Raw genomic sequence first — 22,422 nt, 5'->3', positions numbered from 1 at the left:
TGCTTCGCGCATCGGCAGCCAGCGGCGATGGTACCCGACACAGCCTCAAGCCCGCAGCGACCCCGCCACGGCCACCGTGCATTGCAGGCCTTGCATGTTGCCCGCCGCATCGATCGCCGATTCGAGCACGGTGAACGGAAACTGTTTCAACTCGACCGCCTCCAGCGATAGTTGCCGCGATTTCACCAGCGCAACCAGCGCCAGATAATCGGCTGCCGTGTACATGAAGTTGCCGATCAGTTCCCAGTTGTTCAGCAGCATCTCGCCATACGGCACCGGCAGATCGACCAGCATGCTGCCCATCAGCACGAGTCGCCCGTTGCGGCGCAGGCTGCGCAACGCGGCGAGCGTCGCGTGCGGGTCGGACGCCTGCCCGACCATATCGAACGCGAGATCCGCGCCGCCACCGGCTGCCGTCCGGATTGCGGCAATGTCTCGCGCGGCATCGCCGCTCAGCACGACCGGCACGACGCGCCCGGCAGTCTTCGCCGCAAGCGCCTGCAGCGGTTCGATGCGGCGGCCCAGCGCCACGACGCGGCTCGCGCCAAGCGCAAGCGCGGCCAGCACCGCTGCCGAACCGAAGTAGCCGGACGCGCCATTCACGACGATCGTTTCACCGGCCTGCAGACGACCGCGCCGCAATCCGCCAAACGGCACCGCAAACTTGCCGAGCGCGGCAAGACGCGCGGAGTCGATGTCATCCAGACCGTCGAGCGCAATCAACGTCGAGGCGGGAAACTCCGCGAATTCGCGCAGCGTGCCGTGCGGAAACTCATCGAGCATCGGTGCGCTGTCCCCGCTGATACCGGTCAGCCCGATCAGCACCTGAGCGGGCTCGCGTACCGTTTCGTTGGCGATCCAGTACGGATTCACCGCGACGCGCTGGCCCGCGCGAAACGCCAGTACGCCATCGCCCACCGCGGCGACGCGCCCCACGCCATTGGTGCCCGGCGTGAACGGTCCGGGCGGAAACGCGTACGGCAGCTTGCCTTCCAGGTACGCCCGCGTGTAGCTCAGGAGCGGCACGGCTTCCATCTGCACCAGTACCGCACCACGGCGCGGCGCGGGCATGTCGACTTCGCGCAGCGCAAGCGGCTGACCGGGTTTATCGAGCATCCAGGCTTTCATCGGAATTCCCCTTCGTGGTTTCGATCGAGACTCAAGACGATTGAACTCTAGAGGCTCGCTACGTATTCTTGAAATCAATTACCCATATAAGACCCATCAACATGATTGATCTGCGCGGTATCGATCTGAACCTGCTGGTGTCGCTCGATGCGCTGTTAGCCGAATCGAATGTGACTCGCGCGGCCGAGCGTCTTCATCTGACGCAGCCCGCGGTCTCGACGCAACTGGCGCGCCTGCGCCAGATCTTCGGCGACCCGCTGCTGATCCCTGCCGAAACCGGCCGCGGCATGACGCGCAGCACGCTCGCGCTCGAACTGATGGAGCCGCTGCACGCGGCGCTGAAGAATCTCGAAGCCGTGGTGCGTCATCAATCCGCTTTCGATCCACACACCGACGCGCGCCGCTTCGTCATCGCCGCCAATGACAACGCGACAGCCGTGCTCGGGCTCGAACTGATGGAGCGCCTGCCGATGCTTGCCGGTCCGGACGTGCGCATCGCGTTCGTCGTCGCCGATCAACCGTCGACAACGGGCCGGCTCGAACGCGGCGAAATCGATCTGCTGCTCGGGTCCGAGCGGATGGTGCCGGCTTCGATGAAGGCCCGCAAACTGTTCGACGACCGCTTCGTCGTCGTGCAACGCAAGGGGCATCCGCGTGGCGCCGCACCGCTCGATCTCGATGCGTACTGTGCGCTGGATCATGTGCTCGTATCGACGAGCGGCGGCAGTTTTCATGGCTTCATGGACGAGCATCTCGAACCGCTCGGACGTTCGCGTCGCGTCGTGCTGTCGGTCCAGCATTTCACGCTGGTGCCCGAACTGCTCGCGCATACCGATTACGTTTCGACCTTGCCCGCGCGCTTTGCCGAACGGCATCGCGAGCGGCTCGATGTGTTCGATCTGCCGTTCGAGGCGCGCGGTTTTACGCTGTTCGCCGCATGGCATCCACGCAATCACGCGGACCCGTCGCTCGTCTGGTTGCGCGACACGCTCGCACAAATTTCCGGCGAATGGCAGCCGGATGGCGCGCAGATGGCGGGCCTGTAATCCATCGCGTTCGGGCCCCGCACGCGCTTTACTTTCCACTTCGTTGAGCGCAACGTTCACGTCTGACGCGCGCCCCACTGCTTCACATCCCCTCCCTGTCGCGCGGCACCGAAATTGCTGATTCGAATCGTTGTGCTGCGGCACATTGAAAGATCGATGCTGCCGCAACCTGCATCGATCTTTCATGGAGCAAGCAGAACGTCATGTCCAGTCATTCCGATCGTCAAAATCCGGGCGACGCGCCCGGCACGTCTTCCGCTGAAACTTCCCCCGTGCCCGCGCAACCGTCGCGACGACGCTTCCTGCAATCGGCGGCGGCTGCTGCTACGGTGGGCGCCGTGCCGTATGCGCACGCGCAGACACAGCCCGCTGCCGAATCGGCCAAGCCGCCAGTGCCGGCACCGGTACCGCCCGTTACGCATTCGCCCGTGCCCGCGCGTGCGGTAACGCTCAAAATCAACGGCCGCGACTACACGCTGCAACTCGAACCGCGTGTCACGCTGCTCGATGCATTGCGCGAATACGCAGGACTGATGGGCACGAAGAAAGGCTGCGACCGCGGACAATGCGGCGCGTGCACGGTCATCGCCGGTGGCCGGCGCATCAATGCGTGCCTCACGCTGGCAGTGATGCACGAAGGCGAAGCGATCACCACGGTGGAAGGACTCGCGCAGGGCGATTCTCTGAGTCCGCTGCAACGTGCGTTCATCTCACACGACGCGTTTCAGTGCGGCTACTGTACGCCCGGTCAGTTGTGTTCGGCGACCGCGCTGCTCGGCGAATTCGCGGCAGGTACCGCGAGCACCGTGACCGCCGATGTGCGCCGACGCCCGCCGCAACTGACCGACGATGAGATTCGCGAGCGCATGAGCGGCAACCTGTGCCGCTGCGGCGCCTATCCGAACATCGTGGCCGCGGTGCGCGCGGTCCACGCCGGCACGACCGGCGACGCGTAAGGAGACCCGACATGGATGCGATCTCCTACGAACGCGCCGGCGATATCGCCGGCGCACTGCGCGCCGCACAGCAGCCCGGTACGGTGTTTATCGGCGGCGGCACGAATCTGCTCGATCTGATGAAGGGCGGCGTGGCGCGCCCTGCAAAACTCGTCGATATCACGCACATTCCGGGGCTCGACACGATCGTGTCGTTGCCCGACGGCGGTTTGCGTATCGGTGCGCTGGTGCGTAACAGCGATGCTGCGAATCATGCATGGGTGCGCGAGCGCTATCCACTGCTGTCGCAGGCGCTGCTGGCAGGCGCATCGGCGCAGTTGCGCAACATGGCCACGGTGGGCGGCAACCTGATGCAACGCACACGCTGCTCGTACTTCTACGACACCGCGTTCACCGAGTGCAACAAGCGGCAACCAGGCAGCGGTTGCGCGGCGCTCGACGGCCACAACCGCATGCACGCAATTCTCGGCGCGAGCCCGCAGTGCATCGCGGTCAATCCCTCCGATATGAGCGTCGCACTCGCCGCGCTCGATGCGAACGTACGCGTGAGCGGTCCGCGCGGCGAACGCGTCGTGCCGTTCGGCGAGTTTCATCGGCTGGCCGGCGAGCATCCCGAGTTCGACACGACGCTGCAACCTGGCGAGTTGATTACCGCCGTCGATCTGCCGCCGCCGCTTTACAGCGAACATACGCACTATCTGAAGGTGCGCGACCGTGCGAGCTATGCGTTTGCGTTGGTGTCGGTGGCGGCGGCGTTGCAGTTCGACGGTGCGACCGTACGCAGCGCGCGCATTGCGCTGGGCGGTGTCGCGCACAAGCCGTGGCGCGCAACGGCCGCGGAACAGCGCCTCGCCGGTCAGCCGCTCAGCGATGCACTGCTTCACGACGCGGCGGCCGTCGCATTGCAGGACGCGCGGGCCCAACGCGAGAACGGCTTCAAGATCGCGCTCGCGCAACGCGCGATCATCCGCGCAGTGAATCAGGCCGCCGGGCGGCAAGGAGGTGCCGCATGAACCCGACTCCCTCGCTGATCGGGCAACCGCTCGATCGTACCGACGGCGTGCTCAAGGTTACCGGCGCAGCCCGCTATGCGGCTGAATTTCCGGAAGCGCGGCTCGCCCACGCGGTCCTTGTGACGAGCACGATTGCACGCGGCACGATCGCATCGATCGATGCTGAGCGCGCGCAGTCGCTACCCGGTGTGCTGCTCGTGATGACCAGCCGCAACGCACCGCGCCTGCCGAACGGCGGTCGCTCCGCCCTCGCCCCTCCTGCTGGACGGCGCCTGTCGCTGCTGCAGGACAACGAGATTCACTACAGCAACGAACCGGTCGCGGTCGTGGTTGCCGATACACTCGAACATGCCGCAGACGCGGCCCGCCAGTTGCATATCGTCTACGCAGGCACGCCGGCCACGCTCGACTTCGCGCAGGCGAAAGCAAACGCCTACGCGCCCGATCGCCCGCAGGGCAGACAAACCGACACGCAGCGCGGCGATCTGGAGGCCGGTCTGCGCGAGGCCGCCGTGCGCATCGATGCGGTGTACACCACGCCGATGGAACACCACAACCCGATGGAGCCGCACGCGACGATGGCGATCTGGGACGGCCCGCACCTCACGCTGTACGACTCGACTCAGGGTGTGAGCGGCGCAAAGCGGGCTGTCGCTGCCACGCTCGGCATTCCCGCCGACAACGTGCACGTGATCTCGCCGTTCGTCGGTGGTGGCTTCGGTTGCAAGGGGTCGTCGTGGTCGCATGTCGCGCTGTGCGCGATGGCGGCGCAGCAGACCGGCCGCGCGGTGCGGCTCGCACTCGAACGTCCGCAGATGTTCGGCCCGGTAGGCGGACGCCCGTTCACCGAGCAACGGATGACGCTCGCCGCACGCGCCGACGGCACGCTCACCGCGATGCGCCACGACAGCTTCTCGAATACATCGATGATCGAAGACTGGACCGAGACCTGCTGCATGGTGACGCGGATGTCGTACGCGGTACCGAACCAGGTGACGACGCATCGCCTCGTGCAGCTGAACGTCGGCACGCCGACCTTCATGCGCGCGCCTGGTGAAACGACCGGCTCGTTTGCGCTCGAATCGGCCATGGACGAACTTGCCTACGCGCTGAAGATGGACCCGCTCGCGCTGCGCCTGAAGAACTATGCAGAGGAAGACCCGCAGGAACACAAACCGTGGTCGAGCAAATCGCTGCGCGAGTGCTACCGGGTCGGTGCGGAGAAGTTCGGCTGGTCGCGTCGCACCGCCGCACCGCGTTCGATGCGTGCCGGCGACACGCTGATCGGCCTCGGCATGGCAACCGCGACGTATCCGGCGAACCGCAACCAGGCGTCGGCGCTCGCGCGCATCCTGCCGGACGGTAGCGCGACGGTCGCATCGGGTACCCAGGATCTCGGCACCGGGACGTACACCGTGATGACCCAGGTCGCCGCCGATGCGCTCGGCTTTGCACCGGCGAACGTGCGCTTCGCGCTCGGCGATTCGTCGCTGCCGCAGGCACCGGGGTCGGGCGGCTCGCAGTCGGTCGCGAGCGTATCGCCGGCGGTGCGCGAAGCGGCCACCCAGGTGCGCAACCAGTTGATCGCACTCGCGCTCGCCGATCCCGCTTCGCCGGTACACGGCTCAGCGCCCGACGACGTAACCGTCGAGAACGGCTGGGTGACGCGCCGCTCGGACCCGACGCGCCGCGATCCGGCCGCGGCGATCATCGCGCGTGCAGGCGGCCAGCCGCTCGAAGCGCAGGCGACCGTCGCACCCGGCGTCGAAAAAGCGCAGTACGCGTTCCACTCGTTCGGTGCGGTGTTTGCCGAAGTGCATGTCGATGCGACGCTCGGGACGATCCGCGTGCCGCGCCTCGTCGGCGTGTACGGCGTCGGGCGGCTGCTCAACGAGAAAACCGCGCACAGCCAGTTGATGGGCGGTCTCGTCTGGGGTATCGGTGCGGCGCTCGAAGAGCAGACTTCGCTGGACCTGCGCTACGGACGTTTCGTCAATGCGAACCTTGCCGAGTACCACGTGCCGGTGAATGCGGACATCGGGACGCTCGACATCGGTTTCATCGATGAAGTCGACCCGCACATCAATTCGCTCGGCGCGAAGGGCATCGGCGAGATCGGGATTACGGGTGTGTCGGCGGCGATTGCCAATGCGGTGTTTCATGCGACCGGTGTGCGGGTGCGCGATTTGCCGGTTACGCTCGACAAGGTGTTGACGTCTTAGGGTACTGACATTCGCGCCGATATTGCACGACGAGGCAGGCGGCTGTGCTTGCCTCGTCGGCACTTGCGCCGCACAATCGGCCTCACTCCCCCTCTTCGGCGCACCCCATGACCTACGTTTCGCTTGCCACCGGCGTGCTGCTCGCCGCCGGCTACGGGTCGCGTTTCGATCCCGACGGCATCCACAACAAGCTGCTGGCGCGTCTGCCCGAAGGTAAATCGGTTGCGCACGAGGCTGCGCATCGTCTGAAACTCATCGTGCCGCGCGTCGTTGCCGTCGTGCGGCCAGGCAGCGACGCGCTCGCGCGCGAACTCAACGATGCGGGCTGCGATGTGGTGTTCTCGGCCGCAGCCGGACGCGGAATGGGCGCCAGTCTCGCGGCGGGCGTCGAAGCCTGCGACGACGCCGAGAGCTGGATCGTCGCGCTTGCCGACATGCCGCGCATTGCGACCACGACGATCGAAGCGGTGGCGAGCGCGCTGGGCGGTGGCGCATCGCTGGTCGCGCCGTTCTATCGCAACCAGCGTGGACATCCGGCCGGCTTTGGCATCGCGCATCGGGCGGCATTGCTCGCGCTCGACGGCGATGCGGGCGCGCGCGCGCTGTTTGCGGCGCACGCGGTGACGCGTGTCGATGTCGACGATCCAGGCATCCTGCGCGATATCGATACGCCTGACGATCTGCGGGATCTGGATAGCGCTCACGCGTAGCGGCACACCAACGCCACCCTCTTTCCACAAGCTCATGAGCGAAACCAGCCCGCGCCTCTTTGTCCTGTCACCTCATTTCGACGACGCCGTATTCAGTTGCGGCGCGTTGCTGGCCACGCATCCGGATGCGGCTGTCTGCACGGTTTTCGCCGCGCCGCCCGAACACGATATGCATACCGAGTGGGACCGCAAGGCCGGTTTTTCTGGGGCGCACGAAGCGATACACGCCCGCACGATCGAAGACAACCGCGCGCTGTCTCTGCTCGATGCGATTCCGGTGCGTATGCCGTTCCGCGACAACCAGTACCTCGATTCGCCGTCGATCAGCAAGCTCGCGGCGGCACTCGAGGAGACCATCTACGGCTCGACTGCGAACACGCTGCTGATGCCGCTCGGTCTGTTTCATCCCGATCACCTGCTCGTCTACCACGCGTGCTGCGAGATCCTGCCGCGGCTCGCGCATCTGTCGTGGTTCGCTTACGAGGACGCGATTCATCGCTGCAATCCGGGGGTTGTGCAAACGCAACTCGACGATCTTGCGCGGCGCGGCATCGTCGCGACGCCAGCACAGCCGGCCGCTACGCATACGATCGATCCCGTACGCCAGGCGGTGATCAAACACGAAGCGGTCGCGGCGTATGAGAGCCAGTTGCGCGGGTTCGGTCCGCATGGCTGCGATGATGTATTCAACGCCGAGCGCTACTGGCAGCTGACGGTCTCGCGCTCAGCGACACGGCGCGCAAGGAAATAGCCGCGGCTGGAGTTCGTCGAATCCAGACAACCGCGCGCCGCATCGCCTACGCTGTCGGACAAGGGCCGCCGTTGCGCGAGCGCCGCCCGCTCCATCCGGACCACGCACGAAAAAAAAGCGCCGGTAACCCCGGCGCTTGCTAACGGAGACCGCTGCGCCTTCCGGCACGCGGTCCCCCGGACCACTGTACGGTGCTACTGCACGAATGCACCGACCGTCAGGAACGGATTCACTGCACTGACGTTAGACGGGCTCTGCGTCGTGAACTGCTGGTTCACGCCGTTCATCAACAGCGCATACACCTGACCGACCTTGATGATTGCGCCGGTGTCGCCAGCCTTGTAAATCGCCGTATTGCCCGACATGAGCGGTGTGGTCGCCGTGACCTTGACGAGGCCTGGTTGCGTCTGCGTGAAGTCCATCGTGAAGTTCGACGAAGTCGTTGCCGAGAACGGGTTCAGCAGGCCGCCAGTGGGCGACTGGAACAACGCGGCTGTCGAGTTCACGCCGGCATTTGTCGATGCGCTGCCATCGATGCAGGCCCCTTCCGACGGGAAGTACGAAACACCGTTAATACCTGGCTCTGCCGTTGAGGACTGGCCACCGTAAGTGACGACACCGCACGCGGACACGCTGTTGGCGCCGACGTACCCGCCGCTCAGATCGCTCGCGGCAAGTTTCGTAGCCGGTGCGAGCAGCGAGATGCCGATCTGGTCATCCAGCACCGAGCCGATCAGGGTTGGACTGACAAACCCTTCGCCGACCCGAATGATGACAGGCGTGATCGTCCCACCTACGTTGCCGACGATCATGATGCCGTGAGCGTTGTTCGTCCCAAGCACATTTGCCGGAGTGACACCTCCACCAATGACCGGATAAACCTGCGTGGCGGCGCCCGGCGGAATGCCGCTTCTAAACACGGTATCGGCTGAGCCGTCTGCGTTGGTCCTGAGCGTCCATGGTGCACCGGTAGAACTGCACGAATACTGCGACGTATCGGGAACGCACGTGCCATCCGCCTTGAACGTTTCGGAAGCCTGGATCGCATCCGGCTGCCACCCGAGCTGAGCGTTCTGCGGCGCGCCCCCCGGGGTTGTGCTGGGTGCAGTCTGGACAACCGAGCCTTCTGGCGTCACACGGAAACCGAGTTCGTTGTAGGTTCCTGCCACCTTCGTGAAATCCGTCACCGTCTGGCTGAAAGCGATGAACGGGAAGGAGTCGAACGTCCGTGGCGGTACTACGCCGAGTTTCGACAATCCGAGATTTATACCAGGGTACGAAATCGTCGCACCCGGGCTCGAACCACCCATGATCCCCATCCCGACAAACAGGAGTGGCGGATCTGCCGGGTTGATCGTGATGCTGTAGGTACCGTCGGCGGTCGTACCGTTTAGCAGCACGATCGCGCAGCGGTTCTGCTCGGCGCTCGGCAGTGCGAGCGGCGTGCCAGTCGAACCGGTTGGCGTATAAACGTCCGGTGTGGTGTACGTACCATTAATCGTCAATCCGGCACGCGTATTGTTGACCTGTCCCGCGGATGTCGGCACTTCCGACTCCACGAACGTCATCTGATACGTCTTCGGGCTCGCCGTCGAATTGAATTTCACCTTGATGTATTCGCCGCTACCCGTGCCGCCGGTGTAGGTCGTCGAATAATCGAGCGAGGTCGGGCAAAGCTGGACATTCGATGGCGGCGAAGTCGGTCCGCCCGACGGTCCGCACGCAGCACCCGAACATTGCGCCACGTTCACTGGCCCGGGGTTCCCCGGGTTATCGCCATTACATGCAACCAGCAGCAATCCTGCCACCGCCATGCCGGCAAGGGTTTTGACGGGAAAACCGTCACGCACGATGCGCGTCATCTTTTGTCTCCTCCGGATTTATCGTTTGAATGATCTAGCTGTTCCCGTCGTATCCGGCCACGATATTCGCTCGAATAAAACCCGAAATTTCGAGGAACGCGCGGCCGCCGGGATCATGCTTTTCTAATTTAAAGCCGTGGAATGCGGCGCTATGAATGTACGCAGGACATTGCCTCGCATTATTGTCTCCCTTGGCCCGATCTTTACATGCAACTCGTCGCAAAACTTAAACCGGTTAAGAAAGAATGTACATAGAGGCGTGCATCCAAACTCCCGCGCGGGCGTGTTCCAGCCTCCATGCTGGCTGGTCGGTTCGTTTCAAACGCACGTCCATGCGGAGTGAATCGCGTAAAAAGATAATGGCGCAGCGCACCAATAAGCGAATGGCATCAAACGCGAGTGGCTTTGCCATGATGCCGGTCGCTGCGATCAAGCGAACGCGGCCAGGAATGGATCGCCGTATTGCGTAGAAGGAAGCGAGGTGGGGTGTTAAACAAACGCTGAGATAGCGCGATGTGTCGGCTGCAACTGCAACAGCAGCGTTGACGAGGTCGCTCCGAAGGTCTCGCCGTCAACGCTTGCCGCCTCGATGCCGTGTTCGACACCGGGCGCTCAATCTGCCCAGCCTGTTCAACGCGCTCAGCGCGAAAGTTCGCTGAAGCCCTGCAACAGCCGGTCGACGTCGGCGGCATGGATGTCGCCCATCGTCGAGATGCGGAACAGTTCCGCCGACAAACCGCCCTGTCCCGCGTAAATCACGAAGCCGCGCGCCTTCAATGCGTCGTGCAGTTGCGGGTACGACACGCCATCCGGCAAACGGTACGCCCGCAACACCACCGACGACTGTTCCGGTGCCAGCGCACTACCGATCCCGCGCGCCGCCAGCCCCGCGCGTGCCTGCTCGGCCAGCGCCGCGTAGCGTGCATGGCGCGCTGTCCAGCCGCCTTCGTCGGCGAGTTCGCGCAGCGCCTCGACAAGCGCGTAGTACGCATGCACCGACGGCGTGAACGGCGTATTACGCTGGTCCTGCAGTCGCGCGAGCCGGCTCAGGTCGAGATAGAACGTGCGGCTCGCCGCTTGAGCCAACGCGTCGCGCCGCACGATCACGAATGCCGCACCCGGCACGCCGTGCAGACACTTGTTCGCCGTCGCCGCCACGGCAGCGATGCTACCGTCGTTGAAATCGATCGCTTCGGCACCGAAGCTGCTGACGCCATCCACCAGCAGTTGCACACCGCGTTCGCGACATACCGCGCCGAGCGTCCGCAGATCGTTCAACCGGCCCGTGGTGGTTTCATGGTGGATCACCGCGACATGCGTGAAGCCGCGATCCGCGTCGAGACGCGCCACGATGCGCGCGAGATCGGGCGCTTCCATCCATTCGTGCTTCACGACTTCGTGCGCGATCCGGTATTGCGCGGCGATGTGAGCAATCCGCTCGCCGTACACACCGTTCTCGACGATCAGCAGCTTGCCGTGCTCGGGCACCAGCGCCGCCACCATGCTTTCGACTGCCGCGGTACCGGAACCCGTCATCAGCACGGCGGACCATTGCGCGGGGTCGAGCCCGTAGACGTTCACGAGACGCTCGCGTGCCTCGTCCTGCAAATCGAAGAACTCGCTCTCGCGATGACACAGATCGGTTTGCAACAGGCTACGGCGCACGCGTTCAGTCAGCGTGACAGGGCCGGGATTCAACAACAGCATCAACGCTCTCCTTGCACAGCGCCGATGTGACGCATCAGGCGCGTCTTCACATCGGGCGGGGTAATGGTGGGACGCGGCAAGCCATCGGGGGTGCCGCGTTTGATCGCGAGGCGGACGAAGCGCGAACCGCGTGCCGATGTCGAGGCTGCCGGTGCTGGCGATGCAACGGTCGCGAGCGTTTCGTCGAGCACCGCGAGATCGTCGGTTTCAACCGCCGACGCATAACCGCACGCCGCAGCCACACCCGCAAACGATACCTGCGGCGAAACCGTCGCCTGGCCGCCGGTGGAATCGTGTGCGCCGTTATCGAGCAACACATGCGTCAGATTCGCCGGACCATAGGCGCCCAGCGTCGCGAATACGCCCATGCGCATCAGCGCCGCACCGTCGCCGTCGAGCGCGACCACCTGCAGATCGGGCCGGGCGAGTGCGAGCCCAAGCGCGAACGGCGTGAGGCAACCCATCGATCCGACCATATAGAGCTGGTTCGGCCGGTCATCGATTGCGTAGAGTTCGCGGCCACAAAAACCGGTCGACGCCAGCACGACTGTCGAGTCGACCGGCGTGTGCGCGATCACGCGTTGCAATGCCTGTTGCCGCGTCGGCAGCGCTTCGGTCGGTACGCCGCGCGTGACGCTACGCGCCGCCGGAGCGGCCTCGCGCGACGCTGCGGGCGCCTGCTTCAGCTCGTATGGCGCGACGCTGCCCTTCTGCATCACAAGTGCATACGGCCGGCCGGTTTCATCCATGTAGGCAATCGCGCGATCGAGCGCGGGACCGATCGCTTCGGCCTCGGTGGGGAAGGTCTCCCACGGAATCTCCATCGTCTCGAGCATCGCCGGTGTGATCGGGCCCATCAACGCGTGTTGCGGTTCGTCCGGTACACCCGGCTGGCCGCGCCACGTGACGATCAGCAATTGCGGCAGACGGAACGTCCACGTCAGCGACGTGAGCGGGCTCACCGCATTGCCGAGCCCCGAGTTCTGCATCATCGTGACACCACGTCGTGTGCGACCCGCTGTGCCACCTTTTACATCGCCGCCGAGTGCAACACCGGCAATCAACGCAACCGCATCGCCCTCGTTCGCCGCCGACACGTAGTGCAACGACGGATCCTGCAACACGTAGTTGATAAACGGCGTCAGGTACGAACACGGCACGCCCGCATACCAGTCGAAGCCGCGCGCGCGCGCCGCCTCGACGAACTGTGCCGCTTCGATCATTGCGCAGCCCCGCGTTGCGCATCGCCGGATGCGAGCGGCGTCTGCGCGTGCGCGAAATCACCGGCGCGACGGAAGTCTTCCAGATCGTTCACACCGCGCCAGTGGCCATGCACGTACTGCACTTCGACCTGCTCGCCCGCATCGATCAGCGCATTGAGCAGCGCCGGAATATCGAGCGAATCGAAATCGGGCCGCTCGCGCAGTTGCGCAAGCACTGCCTTCAGACGTTCGATGCCCGCGCCGCGCACATTCAGAAGTCCGATCCAGCGACCCTGCGGCGCCGTGCCGCTCGCGGCATCGCCCTGCAGTTCGCTCGAGATGCGTTGCAGCAGCACCTTGTTGCCGAACAGACCGCGGTCGTCGGCGGCTGAGCACCATGCGAAGTCGCGCACGCTGCTGTTTTCCGCCTGCGTCAGCGACGAATCGACAACGACGCTGAACTCCGCTTCACTTTCGACCAGATCACGCACGATATAGCTACGGAACAGCAGATCGCCGTACGAAATGACCGTGTCTGTCTGCAGCGTATCGGCGGCGCAGGCGAGCGATGCGAGTTCGCCGGTCTGCGCATGGCGTTCGTTGACGACGAGCTTGATGCCGGCCGTATCGATCGCGTCGGCACGATAACCGCCGACCACCGTGATGTCGTTGACGCCCTGCTTCTTGAAGCCATCGACGAGCCAGCGCAGCAGCGGCTTGCCCGCCACCGGCAGCATGACCTTCGGACGCTCTTCGGTCAGCGCTTCGAGTCCTGCACCGCGGCTCGCCGCGAGCACGATCGCAGCACCGGTCGCACGCGAAGCCGACAGATAGCGGCGCTCGGCTTCCGAATATTCATCGGCATCCTGCAGACGGAAAATTTCGTTGACTGCCGCAATGCGGTCTTCGACGTCGACGAGCGTTTCGTTGTCGTGGATTTCCTTCGCGACAGCCTGCATCGCCGATGCTGCCGAACGGATCAGATGGTTCGCCCAGATCACGACGCTGATGCCGGCCTTGCGGAACACTTCGGTCGGCGTCGAGTAGTACTTGGTCGGCACGATCACGAGCGGACCGCGGCCGGCCCATTCGCGTGCGAACGTGAGGATTTCGTCGGGACGCGACAGCTTGCTGTGGATCAGGATCGCATCGGCACCGGCCTGGCGATACGCCTCGGCGCGACGCAGCGCTTCGTCCATGCCCCAGCCCGCGATCAGCGCTTCGACGCGCGCGACGATCGAGAAATCGTCGTCGGACTGCGAGTCCTTGCCGGCCTTGATCTTGCCGCAGAACTCGTCCATTTCCGCAAGCGGCTGACGCTCGCCGTTGATAAAGCTGTTGGTCTTCGGAAACTGCTTGTCTTCGATACACACGCCTGCGATGCCGCGCTGTTCGAGCTTGCGCACGAGACGTCGTACGTTATTGAAGTTGCCGTAGCCGGTGTCGCCGTCGAGCAAAATGGGCAGGTCGCTTGCGTCGGCCATGAACTCGAGTGTGTCGACCACCTGGGTCCAGCTCGCCTCGTTGTTGTCGCGCACGCCGTACTGCGCGGAGATCGCGAGGCCCGAGCCCCAGATCGCGCGGAACCCGGCTTCTTTAACGATGCGCGCGGACAGGCCGTTGTGCGCTTCCATCATGAATTCGAGCTGGTTGCTGGTGAGCATCTGACGCAGGCGGCTGCTGCGGGAGGCGGTAAGAATGGAGGGGTCTCGTGCGTTCATCTCGTTGTCTACTCCGGGTAGCCGCCTGAGTGGCGGCGGAATGATGTGCTGGCCGCTGTGTGCAGCAGCAGCGCCGTTCTCCGCATTTTCCAACAGGTCTGGAGACGGCCAAAAATCGCGACTATAGCGGAAATGAAACACCGCCGTTGGCAACGTGACATGTTTATGGCAATTGGTGGAAATGCTAGGAGAAATGTGGTGTTTCCGGCCGCGAACGCAGGCCCCGTGCGGGTCTGCGACGAGTTGCATCGTGCGCATCACGTGGCTTTCATTCCGCTTTTTATTTCGCCTGATGTTTTGGTTTTTCGAGTCCGGGAAGAGCGGATCGTGTCGTGTGTTTTTATATCGGCGGTTTATTGCGCGAGCCGAGAAAAACATCGACTACGCGTTACGCGAATAAAAAAGAAGGCGCTCACGGTGAGCGCCTTAAAACACGCCGCGTCGGAGACGACGCTCTTATCGAACGAATCTCCCGCACGGTTTTTACAATCAGACCATTGCAGTGTGACGCGCCGGTTTCGATGTGCGCGTTATCCACATTGAATGTGCTCTCGCGTACCGACACGGCAGTCACGATTTGCCAGTCGCAATTCACGACTCGCGGGCGGAACACTCGGTCCGAATACCTCTTGCGCAAACGCATTATTAATATTACGTTTCGATTACACTTCGTGCCGCACCACTATTCCACGCTGTCGCCGCCCCGTTCCTGCCCTGCACCGCACTTATGACGCACAAGAAAAAACCGCAGTCTCACGATTCGTACGCACCGGTGGCACGCAGCACCCTGCTCGCGGCGCGATTGCCGATGTGGCGTTCGAAGTTCGTCGTGCTGGTTGTCTTCGCGGCATTCGCAGCGCTGCTCGGGCGCGCATTCTGGATTCAGGTGGTGAATCAGGATTTCTACGTCGAACAGGGGCAGAAGCGCTATCAGCGCACCATCGAACTCGACGCGACGCGCGGGCGCATTGTCGACCGGCATGGTGCATTGCTCGCCGTGAGTCTCGCCACCTACGAAATCTGGGCCACACCGAAACTGCTCGACGACAGCACCTATGCGCCGCTCGCGAAGCTGCTCGATCTGCCACTTGCCGAACTGCGGCGACGACTGACCGGCGACAGGAGCTTCGTGCTGCTCAAGCGCCAGGTCGATGCCGAAACCGCCGACCACATCGGCAAGCTCGGATTGGCGGGCATCACGCAGATCGCCGATACCAAACGTTTCTATCCAGAAGGCGAGGCCGCCGCGCACGTGGTCGGCTTCACTGACATCGAGGACCACGGCCAGGAAGGTGTGGAGCTTGCCGCCAACGATCCGTTAAACGGCGTACCCGGACAACGCGAAGTGATCCGCGACCGGCTCGGCCGCGTAGTCTCCGAAACCGGACCGCTCGTCCCCGCCCGCAACGGCGCGACGATTCACCTGACCATCGACCGCCGTATCCAGCAACTCGCGTACGCACAACTGAAGCTCGCAATCGCGAAGCACGACGCGCAAGCGGGCAGCGTCGTCGTACTCGATGCGCGCAACGGAGAAATTCTCGCGCTCGCCAACTATCCGAGTTTCGATCCGAACGACCGCGCACGTCTTACCGGACGTCAATTGCGCAATCGCGCCGTGATCGATACGTTCGAACCCGGTTCGACCATCAAACCGATCGTCGCCGCGCTAGCGATGGACCTCGGTAAAGTACGGCCGCAAACCATCATCGATACGGCGCCTGGGTACTACAAGATCGGGCCCAGTGTGATTCACGACACGTCGAATCACGGCAAGATGACTGTGGCCGAAGCGATTCAGAAATCGAGCAATATCGCACTCGCCAAGCTCGCATTGAACCTGCCCGCCGAAACAATCTGGACGAAGTATCAGGACTACGGACTTGGTCGCGCGCCGGAACTGACCTTTCCTGGCGTCGCCGCGGGCCGCGTGCGTCCGTACCAACGCTGGCGACCGATCGAGCAGGCGACGATGGCCTACGGCTATGGTCTCTCAACCTCGTTGCTGCAGATGGCGCAGGTCTACACCGTGTATGCCGGTGATGGCACGCTGCACCCTGCCCGTCTGCTGCTCGACGATACGAACGACATGCCGCTCTCCGCAGACAGCAGCCGCCGCGTGACGACCCCCGCCACGGCTGCGGCCATCCGCAAGATGCTCGAAATGGCGACCAGCGCAGGCGGGACCGGACGCGCGGCGGAAGTGGCCGGTTATCGCATCGGCGGCAAGACCGGTACGGCACGCAAGCAGATCGGAGCGACCTACGCGAAGAACCGCTATCGCGCGCTTTTCGTCGGTATGGCGCCGATGAGCGATCCGCGTCTCGTCGTCGCGGTGATGATCGACGATCCGGCCGGCAAGGCGTTCTACGGCGGCACGGTAGCAGGCCCGGTGTTCGCGTCCGTGACAGGCGGCGCACTGCAACTGCTCGGTGTGCCACCGGATGCATAGCCGGTTTGCGGTACACATCGGCACATATCTGTACATATCGATACACATCGGTGCCGCGTTTTAAGTCTGGCTTAATTCTTCCCTGCAACCATGCACTCGACATCCCCTGTTGAGCCGCCGGAGTACAGGCGGCACTTTTTTAACTCGAGATGTCGTCGGCGTACCGGACACATCACAGGCATTCCTGCAAAAGGAGTCAAACCATGACCGAAGACGCGGTGTTTACCCATCTGCAGGCCATGTCCGCCAACCTTCATGCACAGCAGATTCATTCGTGCAAGGTGTCGGCACCGCAACAACTCCCCTGGGGCCGCTCATACCGCGTTGTCGAATGGACGCTGAAGCACGATCCCGAGAGCCGGCGCCGTGCAGTGCCCGCCGAATACACCGCGACCGAAATTGCCGAACTCGTCATTTCCCACGTACCGGGACGGCGCTTTTGCCAGCAAACCGAGCAGGCGTAAGTTCCAGCGGCTCGCCCGGCAACCGGGCCGCGCTCAAAGAAAACATTCCCCGGCAAATATAGGCCTTGCTGCGCCGGCGTGTCATCGCTGCCCTCCCGAACACACCGGTAATCCGCGACAAACAGCGCCATCTGTCGCCGCGTTGCAGTTACCGCGAAATCTCTTCTCTCCCCCTGTCAGTTTCCCGATTAAGGCATCGCGTCGATGCAGATCGTCGGGAAGATGGTATTTTCCTCTCGTTGAAATGAGCGGCGCCTCACGGCTTGCGCCCGCTTAGGCAATTTTCACGAGAACGCAGACACCATCAGAAAGGAGACCATGCCTCATGAGTGACACCCACGCCGCATTGATTACCCGCTTCTACGAAGCCTTCCAGAAGCTCGATGCCGAAACGATGGCCGCCTGCTATGCAAGCGACGCTGTTTTCAGCGACCCGGCGTTCGGCGAGTTACGCGGCGCGGAGATCGGCGACATGTGGCGCATGCTCACGCAGCGCGCCCAGGATTTCTCGCTCACGTTCGATCATGTCGTAGCCGATGGACAAACCGGGAGCGCGCACTGGATCGCGCACTACGTGTTCACGCAGAGCGGCAATCGCGTGGTCAACGACATTCAGGCGCGCTTTGTTTTTGCGAACGGTCTTATCGCCGAACATCGCGACAGCTTCGATCTGTGGCGCTGGTCGCGCCAGGCGCTCGGTGCCAAAGGCGCGCTGCTGGGCTGGACACCGTTCGTGCAGAACGCGATCCGCCAGCAGGCCCGCAAGGGGCTCGCCGCGTTTCGTGCGAAACGCGGCTGAACGCCGCGCAAACGCCTACAGCAGCAACTTCAACCGACGATCGAGCGCGATGACCAGCGGGCTGACGAGCAGGCTCAGCCCGATCGCGATCAGGAACAGCACGGTCCCAGTGTGCATCCCCACGAGCCCCATCATTGCGAAGATGAAGTACGGGTGAATGAAATAGATGACGGTGGAGACCTTCGCGTAGAGATCGGTGGTGAGCGTCCCCGCGCGACGCTGCACGAACAGGAAGATGGCCGGACACGCGAGAATCAGCGAGAAGCAGTTGTCGAAGTGATCGCGCACCGGATGGAAGAAGTAGATGAGCGAGCTTTCGACAAAAAGCGCTAACACTCCAAGCACGGTCAGCGCCAGCACCGTCGAATCGGACAGCGCATTCGCCCGCCCCTTCGCAATCAGAAAACCGATCGCATACATCGGAAAGCCGAGCAGCAGGAAGTTGCGGAACAACCAGTAGTTGTTGAACAGCTTGTTTAGATACAGGTGGCTGCTGTCGACGTAGTTGAAGACGTACTGGGCAATGGCGCCGAGCAGGAACAGCAGCACCGCGGCCGTCAGTAGCTTCGCGTCGGACCAGCCGCGCACCCAGTACAGCACCAACCCCGCGCCAAGCGACCCGGCCAGGTACCACAGGTGGTGATAACCGATCACGAGCTTCAGCAGAAACTCGACGTCTTCCTTGATCGATTGCGGATGATGCGGATAGTAGAACGGTAGATACAGCACCATCCAGACCGCATACAGCGACGCCATCCGTTTGGCCCACGGCAACAGCGGCTTGCCCTTTGCGACGATGTTGTAGAAGTAAAAGCCGTTGATGATAAAGAACAGCGGCACAGCGATCCGCAGGAATCCGTTGACGAAAATAAAGCTCAGATAGTCGGAGGTTTCCTTGAATATTTCGGCGTGCAGTGCGACCACCATCGCGGCCAGCGCGATCTTCGCGAAATCGATGCTTGCACTTCGCTGCATAACGCTCCTCCGGCAATTGCGTGAATGACCGGTGATCTTAGCCTGGTAAAAATGACGAAAAAACGATTCTGTCTTGTGCCGGATCGTCGTTTGGGTTGTTTTGCCGTGTTTCGCCGGCTGTGCTTCAATGCTTGCTGTCGACTTCCTTGCAGGCATGCGCCATGGGAATGCCCGTTCCGCTCGTCCATCTATCATCGCTGGATCTGATCCGCGGCTTCGTCGCTGCGGGACGCCGTATGAGCATTACGCTCGCCGCGCAGGATCTCTGCGTAACGCAATCGGCGGTCAGCCGGCAGGTGCATGCGCTCGAACGGCAACTGGGCGTGCGGCTGCTGGTGCGCGGTCATCGGTCTATCGCGTTCACTGTCGAAGGCGAGCGGCTGTTTCGCAGCGCGGACAGCGCGCTGCAGCAACTACAGGATGTGTTCGGCGTTATCCGCCCGGCTGGCGCGGCACGGCCGGTCACGCTCAGTTCGAGCATCGGCTTCACCGGGTTGTGGCTGCTGCCCAGGTTGCGCGCCTTTCAGCAGCAATATCCGGGAGTCGATGTACGCGTCAGCGCGAACAACAGCATCGCCGATCTGCGCCGCGACGATATCGATCTCGCGATCCGCTATACCACGGCTTCGCTTGCACCACGCGGCGCGGTGCGGCTGTTCGGCGAGACGATCGCGCCGGTCGCGCATCCTTCGGTCGGCCTGCGTGCGCTACGTTCGCCGCGCACGCTCACGCGGTTGTCGCTGCTCGAATTCGACGATGCGCAGCACCCGTGGCTGCGCTGGCATGACTGGCTCGCTGCGCGCGACTGGCAGGACGCGAAGCCGCACGGGATGCTGCATTTCAACCAGTACGATCAGGTGATCCACGCCGCGCTCGCGGGACATGGCGTTGCGCTCGGACGGCTCGAACTGATCGGTCCGTTGCTCGACGAAGGCCGGCTCCTGCAGCTTGCGCCGCCACGTCCGGCTGCCGAAACTGCGCATGCCTACTGGTTGATCCACGCGCAGGAACGGACGCGCGATGAAGTTGGACGCGTGGCCGAGTGGATCGTAGAACAGGCACGCGCGCAATTGCAGTAGGTCGACCCACAGGTTATGCGTTCGGCGATGCGCAGAACGCCAGTGCATCGTCGAGACGATCGTTGCCCCAGAACATCTCGTCGCCGACGAAGAACATCGGTGCACCGAAAATACCTTTCGCCTGCGCGCGCTCCGTCTGTCTACGCAAACCGAGCTTGTTCTCGTCGCCCTGTGCGTCGGCCAGAATCTGTGCAGCGGGTAAGCCGAGTTGCGCGAGCACGTCGCCGACATCGTCCGCCGATGCAATGTCGCGGTCCTGCGCGAAGTTACGCAGCGTGATCTGCCGACAGTACTCGCCGATCCACGGTTGCCGCGCACCGACCAGGGCCACCCGCAACGCAAGCAGCGAGTGGCGCGGGAACGCACTCGGCCGAACCCACTGCAAACCGTACTTGCGGCACTCGCGCACCATGTCCTGCCACACATAGGCGCCCTTCTCCTTCTGCGCGACGAACGGCGACGTGTCGTAGCCGAGGGCCTGGAAGATCGGCCCTAGCAGGAACGGCTGCCAGCGCACCGTCACGCCGCGCTGCGCCGCGGCCGCCTCGATGCGCATGATGCTGAGATAGCTATAGTTGCTGGCGAAGTCGAACCAGAAATCGATCGTGGCTGGCTTAGTGGCTCGATTATCGGCCGATGCATCGGTAGTCATCGAATCTCCTCCTCTACGTCGTAGGCAACCAGGCACCGCAGTTCGATGCTTTCGCGTAACGGCGCATCTGCCGGGGTGAACGGATGATCGAACGCGGTGTGCAGCGTGTAGCGGGCCACCCCGCTAATCTGCGCATCGTACTGCTTGAATACCAGCGCTTCATCGCGAGTCATCTGCGAAAACCAGCACCAGCGATGCATCGGCGAATGCAGCGCGGTGTAAATCTCGCCAGTGCGCTGCGGATAGCGTACTTCGCTTTCGACGAGGTCAGCCGCCATCACGCTGCGCGCATCGCAGACTGCCAGCGGTGTATCGAGCACGGTACCGCGAATCGATCGCCAGATATTGACGATACTGTAACGCCGCACGCGTGCGGCTGCACCGGATACACCCTGTGTGTACAGCACGCGTTGCAGTCGGGCGCGGCCCGATGCCTCGGTATAGTCGTTGTGAATGCGTCCATTGGCCGCCGCCAGTCCGTCGGCGCCGCGCCGCCCGAACGTGAGGGCCGCGCGTCCCGCTTCGCGCCGGCGCACCAGATGATCGAAAACCCACGCACGTGACGCGCCTGTTACTGCAAGCGCCAGTTCCATGGCTTCCCGGTAGTAAACGGTCTTCACGACGTCTGCGTCGAGAAAGTCTTTCACCGCGGTGGGTGCGGCGCGCAATTCGAAACCCTCGCGATGAATCGACGGAGGTTGTGCGAAGCTGCGCGCATCCGTGATCGGCATCGGGCGACGCTCATACTCCGCGCTTTCCCAGGGCACGCCGGACGGCGGCTCGTACGCGTAGCTGACTGGGCGCGTCGTTGTTGGCACGAGATAGCTGAGAAATGCCATGACAGGCTGCGTATCAGGACTTGAAGCAGGACCTGAAGCAGAACCTGTAGCAGCAACCGCGGACTGCGGCTCCAATGAGGTGTTCATACCGGCTCCATGCAAGCGGACCGCGGCGGCCGCGCAGCACGATTGCCGTGCGACCCGGTCGGTCGATGCAACCATTGAAGCCGACGGTCGATGCACGCTCAAACGACATTTCGGTGCGGCTCACATGAGCTGGACGCATGCGAAAGCTTCGCGGGCACACCAAAAAGAAAAGCCCCGTGAATCTATCGATCCACGAGGCCGTGACAAGATCGGTGGCAGATGAGGAGTCCGCCTTCGCCCCCAGCCAGGAGCTAGATTCGTCACGCAATGGATTATCCCGGTTGCGCTGTGTTTCGTCATCGCGCAGGTCGACAAAAAACCATTGCGGAATCCGTGGCAATCGAATCAGTGCGGGACCGGAATATTGAAAGGCTTACCCGGTACCCATGCCCACGTAGCGACGACCTTCGCGCCCACAGGTCCGGCTGCCGTCTCGTGAGCGACGTTCGCCGGCATCCGGTAGCTCTCGCCTGCGTGAACGACTGTTGCAGGTTGGCCATCTACCTGTACCGTAAGCTCGCCCTCCAGCACATAGACAACTTCAGGACCGGTCGCCTTGTGCCACGGTTTGACCGCATTCGGTGGGAATTCGGCAATGCCCATGCCCATCTCGCGATCCGTTCCCGGAACCGGGACGCGTTGCAGGACGACCGTGTCTTTCGCAGCCGACATCGCGCCTGCCGCAAAGACCGGCTGCATACCCATCAAGACCGCCGCGACAAGCGAGAAGCAACCAAAGCGCTTCATCGTCACTCCA

At 63.2% G+C, this 22,422-nt stretch carries 19 protein-coding genes; 10 read left to right on the top strand and 9 right to left on the bottom strand.

Annotated features, from left to right (window positions below; all coding sequences use genetic code 11):
* Positions 1–45 precede the first annotated feature (45 nt).
* A complete protein-coding gene (locus M0D65_RS16625) occupies positions 46–1,128 on the bottom strand; it encodes a zinc-binding dehydrogenase (RefSeq protein WP_266253661.1) in 1,083 nt (360 codons plus the stop codon).
* 101 nt (positions 1,129–1,229) lie between these two features.
* On the opposite strand from M0D65_RS16625, the gene M0D65_RS16620 reads away from it, so the two are divergent.
* The 6 genes from M0D65_RS16620 to M0D65_RS16595 all read left to right on the top strand — a co-directional run bounded on the left by M0D65_RS16620 (position 1,230) and on the right by M0D65_RS16595 (position 7,826).
* The gene (locus M0D65_RS16620; RefSeq protein ID WP_266253660.1) at positions 1,230–2,174 is read left to right on the top strand and encodes a LysR family transcriptional regulator; all 945 of its coding nucleotides are present in this window, start codon (positions 1,230–1,232) and stop codon (positions 2,172–2,174) included.
* A gap of 203 nt (positions 2,175–2,377) precedes the next feature.
* The gene (locus M0D65_RS16615) at positions 2,378–3,130 is read left to right on the top strand and encodes a 2Fe-2S iron-sulfur cluster-binding protein (RefSeq protein WP_266253659.1); all 753 of its coding nucleotides are present in this window, start codon (positions 2,378–2,380) and stop codon (positions 3,128–3,130) included.
* Between the two features lie 11 nt (positions 3,131–3,141).
* Positions 3,142–4,143: a xanthine dehydrogenase family protein subunit M gene (locus M0D65_RS16610; RefSeq protein WP_266253658.1), complete on the top strand. Its 1,002-nt coding sequence runs from the start codon at positions 3,142–3,144 to the stop codon at positions 4,141–4,143.
* Entirely contained in the window at positions 4,140–6,365 is a 2,226-nt protein-coding gene (locus M0D65_RS16605; protein WP_266253657.1) for a xanthine dehydrogenase family protein molybdopterin-binding subunit, read from the top strand. Before M0D65_RS16610 ends, M0D65_RS16605 begins: the two co-directional genes overlap by 4 nt.
* A 107-nt stretch (positions 6,366–6,472) precedes the next feature.
* Positions 6,473–7,075, top strand: coding sequence for an NTP transferase domain-containing protein (locus M0D65_RS16600; RefSeq protein WP_266253656.1), 603 nt, complete (start codon positions 6,473–6,475; stop codon positions 7,073–7,075).
* A 34-nt stretch (positions 7,076–7,109) separates the two neighbouring features.
* Positions 7,110–7,826 (top strand): PIG-L family deacetylase, encoded by a 717-nt coding sequence (locus tag M0D65_RS16595; RefSeq protein WP_266253655.1) that lies wholly within the window; start codon positions 7,110–7,112, stop codon positions 7,824–7,826.
* A 194-nt stretch (positions 7,827–8,020) separates the two neighbouring features.
* Here M0D65_RS16595 and M0D65_RS16590 read toward each other — a convergent pair whose 3' ends face one another.
* From M0D65_RS16590 to aepX, 4 genes are all read right to left on the bottom strand, one after another.
* Complete coding sequence (locus M0D65_RS16590) at positions 8,021–9,688, bottom strand: DUF2957 domain-containing protein (protein WP_266253654.1); 1,668 nt, start codon at positions 9,686–9,688, stop codon at positions 8,021–8,023.
* Between the two features lie 639 nt (positions 9,689–10,327).
* A complete protein-coding gene (locus tag M0D65_RS16585; protein WP_096725925.1) occupies positions 10,328–11,395 on the bottom strand; it encodes a 2-aminoethylphosphonate aminotransferase in 1,068 nt (355 codons plus the stop codon).
* Positions 11,395–12,618 carry a phosphonopyruvate decarboxylase gene (gene aepY / locus M0D65_RS16580; RefSeq protein ID WP_266253653.1) on the bottom strand — a complete coding sequence of 408 codons (1,224 nt, stop codon included), beginning with the start codon at positions 12,616–12,618 and terminating at the stop codon, positions 11,395–11,397. Before aepY ends, M0D65_RS16585 begins: the two co-directional genes overlap by 1 nt.
* Positions 12,615–14,318 (bottom strand): phosphoenolpyruvate mutase, encoded by a 1,704-nt coding sequence (gene aepX / locus M0D65_RS16575; protein ID WP_266253652.1) that lies wholly within the window; start codon positions 14,316–14,318, stop codon positions 12,615–12,617. The genes aepY and aepX overlap by 4 nt, the downstream gene beginning before the upstream one ends.
* Positions 14,319–15,045: 727 nt before the next feature.
* Here aepX and M0D65_RS16570 point away from each other — a divergent pair.
* From M0D65_RS16570 to M0D65_RS16560, 3 genes are all read left to right on the top strand, one after another.
* Entirely contained in the window at positions 15,046–16,770 is a 1,725-nt protein-coding gene (locus M0D65_RS16570) for a penicillin-binding protein 2 (RefSeq protein WP_266253651.1), read from the top strand.
* A gap of 203 nt (positions 16,771–16,973) precedes the next feature.
* Positions 16,974–17,234 (top strand): DUF2866 domain-containing protein, encoded by a 261-nt coding sequence (locus M0D65_RS16565; protein ID WP_091015492.1) that lies wholly within the window; start codon positions 16,974–16,976, stop codon positions 17,232–17,234.
* Between the two features lie 325 nt (positions 17,235–17,559).
* Positions 17,560–18,033, top strand: a complete 474-nt coding sequence (locus M0D65_RS16560) for a nuclear transport factor 2 family protein (protein WP_266253650.1) — start codon at positions 17,560–17,562, stop codon at positions 18,031–18,033.
* A 15-nt stretch (positions 18,034–18,048) separates the two neighbouring features.
* Here M0D65_RS16560 and M0D65_RS16555 read toward each other — a convergent pair whose 3' ends face one another.
* Positions 18,049–19,008 carry an acyltransferase family protein gene (locus M0D65_RS16555; RefSeq protein WP_266253649.1) on the bottom strand — a complete coding sequence of 320 codons (960 nt, stop codon included), beginning with the start codon at positions 19,006–19,008 and terminating at the stop codon, positions 18,049–18,051.
* A 167-nt stretch (positions 19,009–19,175) separates the two neighbouring features.
* On the opposite strand from M0D65_RS16555, the gene M0D65_RS16550 reads away from it, so the two are divergent.
* Positions 19,176–20,087 (top strand): LysR substrate-binding domain-containing protein, encoded by a 912-nt coding sequence (locus M0D65_RS16550; protein WP_266253795.1) that lies wholly within the window; start codon positions 19,176–19,178, stop codon positions 20,085–20,087.
* A 13-nt stretch (positions 20,088–20,100) separates the two neighbouring features.
* On the opposite strand, the gene M0D65_RS16545 is transcribed toward M0D65_RS16550, so the two are convergent.
* The 3 genes from M0D65_RS16545 to M0D65_RS16535 all read right to left on the bottom strand — a co-directional run bounded on the left by M0D65_RS16545 (position 20,101) and on the right by M0D65_RS16535 (position 22,412).
* Positions 20,101–20,739 (bottom strand): 2-hydroxychromene-2-carboxylate isomerase, encoded by a 639-nt coding sequence (locus tag M0D65_RS16545; RefSeq protein ID WP_266253648.1) that lies wholly within the window; start codon positions 20,737–20,739, stop codon positions 20,101–20,103.
* Complete coding sequence (locus M0D65_RS16540; protein ID WP_266253647.1) at positions 20,736–21,578, bottom strand: CmcJ/NvfI family oxidoreductase; 843 nt, start codon at positions 21,576–21,578, stop codon at positions 20,736–20,738. The genes M0D65_RS16545 and M0D65_RS16540 overlap by 4 nt, the downstream gene beginning before the upstream one ends.
* A gap of 432 nt (positions 21,579–22,010) precedes the next feature.
* Positions 22,011–22,412, bottom strand: coding sequence for a cupin domain-containing protein (locus tag M0D65_RS16535; RefSeq protein ID WP_266253646.1), 402 nt, complete (start codon positions 22,410–22,412; stop codon positions 22,011–22,013).
* Positions 22,413–22,422 lie beyond the last annotated feature (10 nt).

This window comes from Paraburkholderia sp. CHISQ3 (genome assembly GCF_030464945.1).
GTDB lineage: Bacteria > Pseudomonadota > Gammaproteobacteria > Burkholderiales > Burkholderiaceae > Paraburkholderia > Paraburkholderia megapolitana.
This window is presented reverse-complemented; position numbering and strand designations above follow the sequence as displayed.

What these genes read in the sequence shown, in the direction of transcription:
- M0D65_RS16625 (WP_266253661.1), bottom strand. Translation starts at nt 1,128, where the DNA reads ATGAAAGCCTGGATGCTCGATAAACCCGGTCAGCCGCTTGCGCTGCGC.
- M0D65_RS16620 (WP_266253660.1), top strand. Translation starts at nt 1,230, where the DNA reads ATGATTGATCTGCGCGGTATCGATCTGAACCTGCTGGTGTCGCTCGAT.
- M0D65_RS16615 (WP_266253659.1), top strand. Translation starts at nt 2,378, where the DNA reads ATGTCCAGTCATTCCGATCGTCAAAATCCGGGCGACGCGCCCGGCACG.
- M0D65_RS16610 (WP_266253658.1), top strand. Translation starts at nt 3,142, where the DNA reads ATGGATGCGATCTCCTACGAACGCGCCGGCGATATCGCCGGCGCACTG.
- M0D65_RS16605 (WP_266253657.1), top strand. Translation starts at nt 4,140, where the DNA reads ATGAACCCGACTCCCTCGCTGATCGGGCAACCGCTCGATCGTACCGAC.
- M0D65_RS16600 (WP_266253656.1), top strand. Translation starts at nt 6,473, where the DNA reads ATGACCTACGTTTCGCTTGCCACCGGCGTGCTGCTCGCCGCCGGCTAC.
- M0D65_RS16595 (WP_266253655.1), top strand. Translation starts at nt 7,110, where the DNA reads ATGAGCGAAACCAGCCCGCGCCTCTTTGTCCTGTCACCTCATTTCGAC.
- M0D65_RS16590 (WP_266253654.1), bottom strand. Translation starts at nt 9,688, where the DNA reads ATGACGCGCATCGTGCGTGACGGTTTTCCCGTCAAAACCCTTGCCGGC.
- M0D65_RS16585 (WP_096725925.1), bottom strand. Translation starts at nt 11,395, where the DNA reads ATGCTGTTGTTGAATCCCGGCCCTGTCACGCTGACTGAACGCGTGCGC.
- aepY (WP_266253653.1), bottom strand. Translation starts at nt 12,618, where the DNA reads ATGATCGAAGCGGCACAGTTCGTCGAGGCGGCGCGCGCGCGCGGCTTC.
- aepX (WP_266253652.1), bottom strand. Translation starts at nt 14,318, where the DNA reads ATGAACGCACGAGACCCCTCCATTCTTACCGCCTCCCGCAGCAGCCGC.
- M0D65_RS16570 (WP_266253651.1), top strand. Translation starts at nt 15,046, where the DNA reads ATGACGCACAAGAAAAAACCGCAGTCTCACGATTCGTACGCACCGGTG.
- M0D65_RS16565 (WP_091015492.1), top strand. Translation starts at nt 16,974, where the DNA reads ATGACCGAAGACGCGGTGTTTACCCATCTGCAGGCCATGTCCGCCAAC.
- M0D65_RS16560 (WP_266253650.1), top strand. Translation starts at nt 17,560, where the DNA reads ATGAGTGACACCCACGCCGCATTGATTACCCGCTTCTACGAAGCCTTC.
- M0D65_RS16555 (WP_266253649.1), bottom strand. Translation starts at nt 19,008, where the DNA reads ATGCAGCGAAGTGCAAGCATCGATTTCGCGAAGATCGCGCTGGCCGCG.
- M0D65_RS16550 (WP_266253795.1), top strand. Translation starts at nt 19,176, where the DNA reads ATGCCCGTTCCGCTCGTCCATCTATCATCGCTGGATCTGATCCGCGGC.
- M0D65_RS16545 (WP_266253648.1), bottom strand. Translation starts at nt 20,739, where the DNA reads ATGACTACCGATGCATCGGCCGATAATCGAGCCACTAAGCCAGCCACG.
- M0D65_RS16540 (WP_266253647.1), bottom strand. Translation starts at nt 21,578, where the DNA reads ATGGCATTTCTCAGCTATCTCGTGCCAACAACGACGCGCCCAGTCAGC.
- M0D65_RS16535 (WP_266253646.1), bottom strand. Translation starts at nt 22,412, where the DNA reads ATGAAGCGCTTTGGTTGCTTCTCGCTTGTCGCGGCGGTCTTGATGGGT.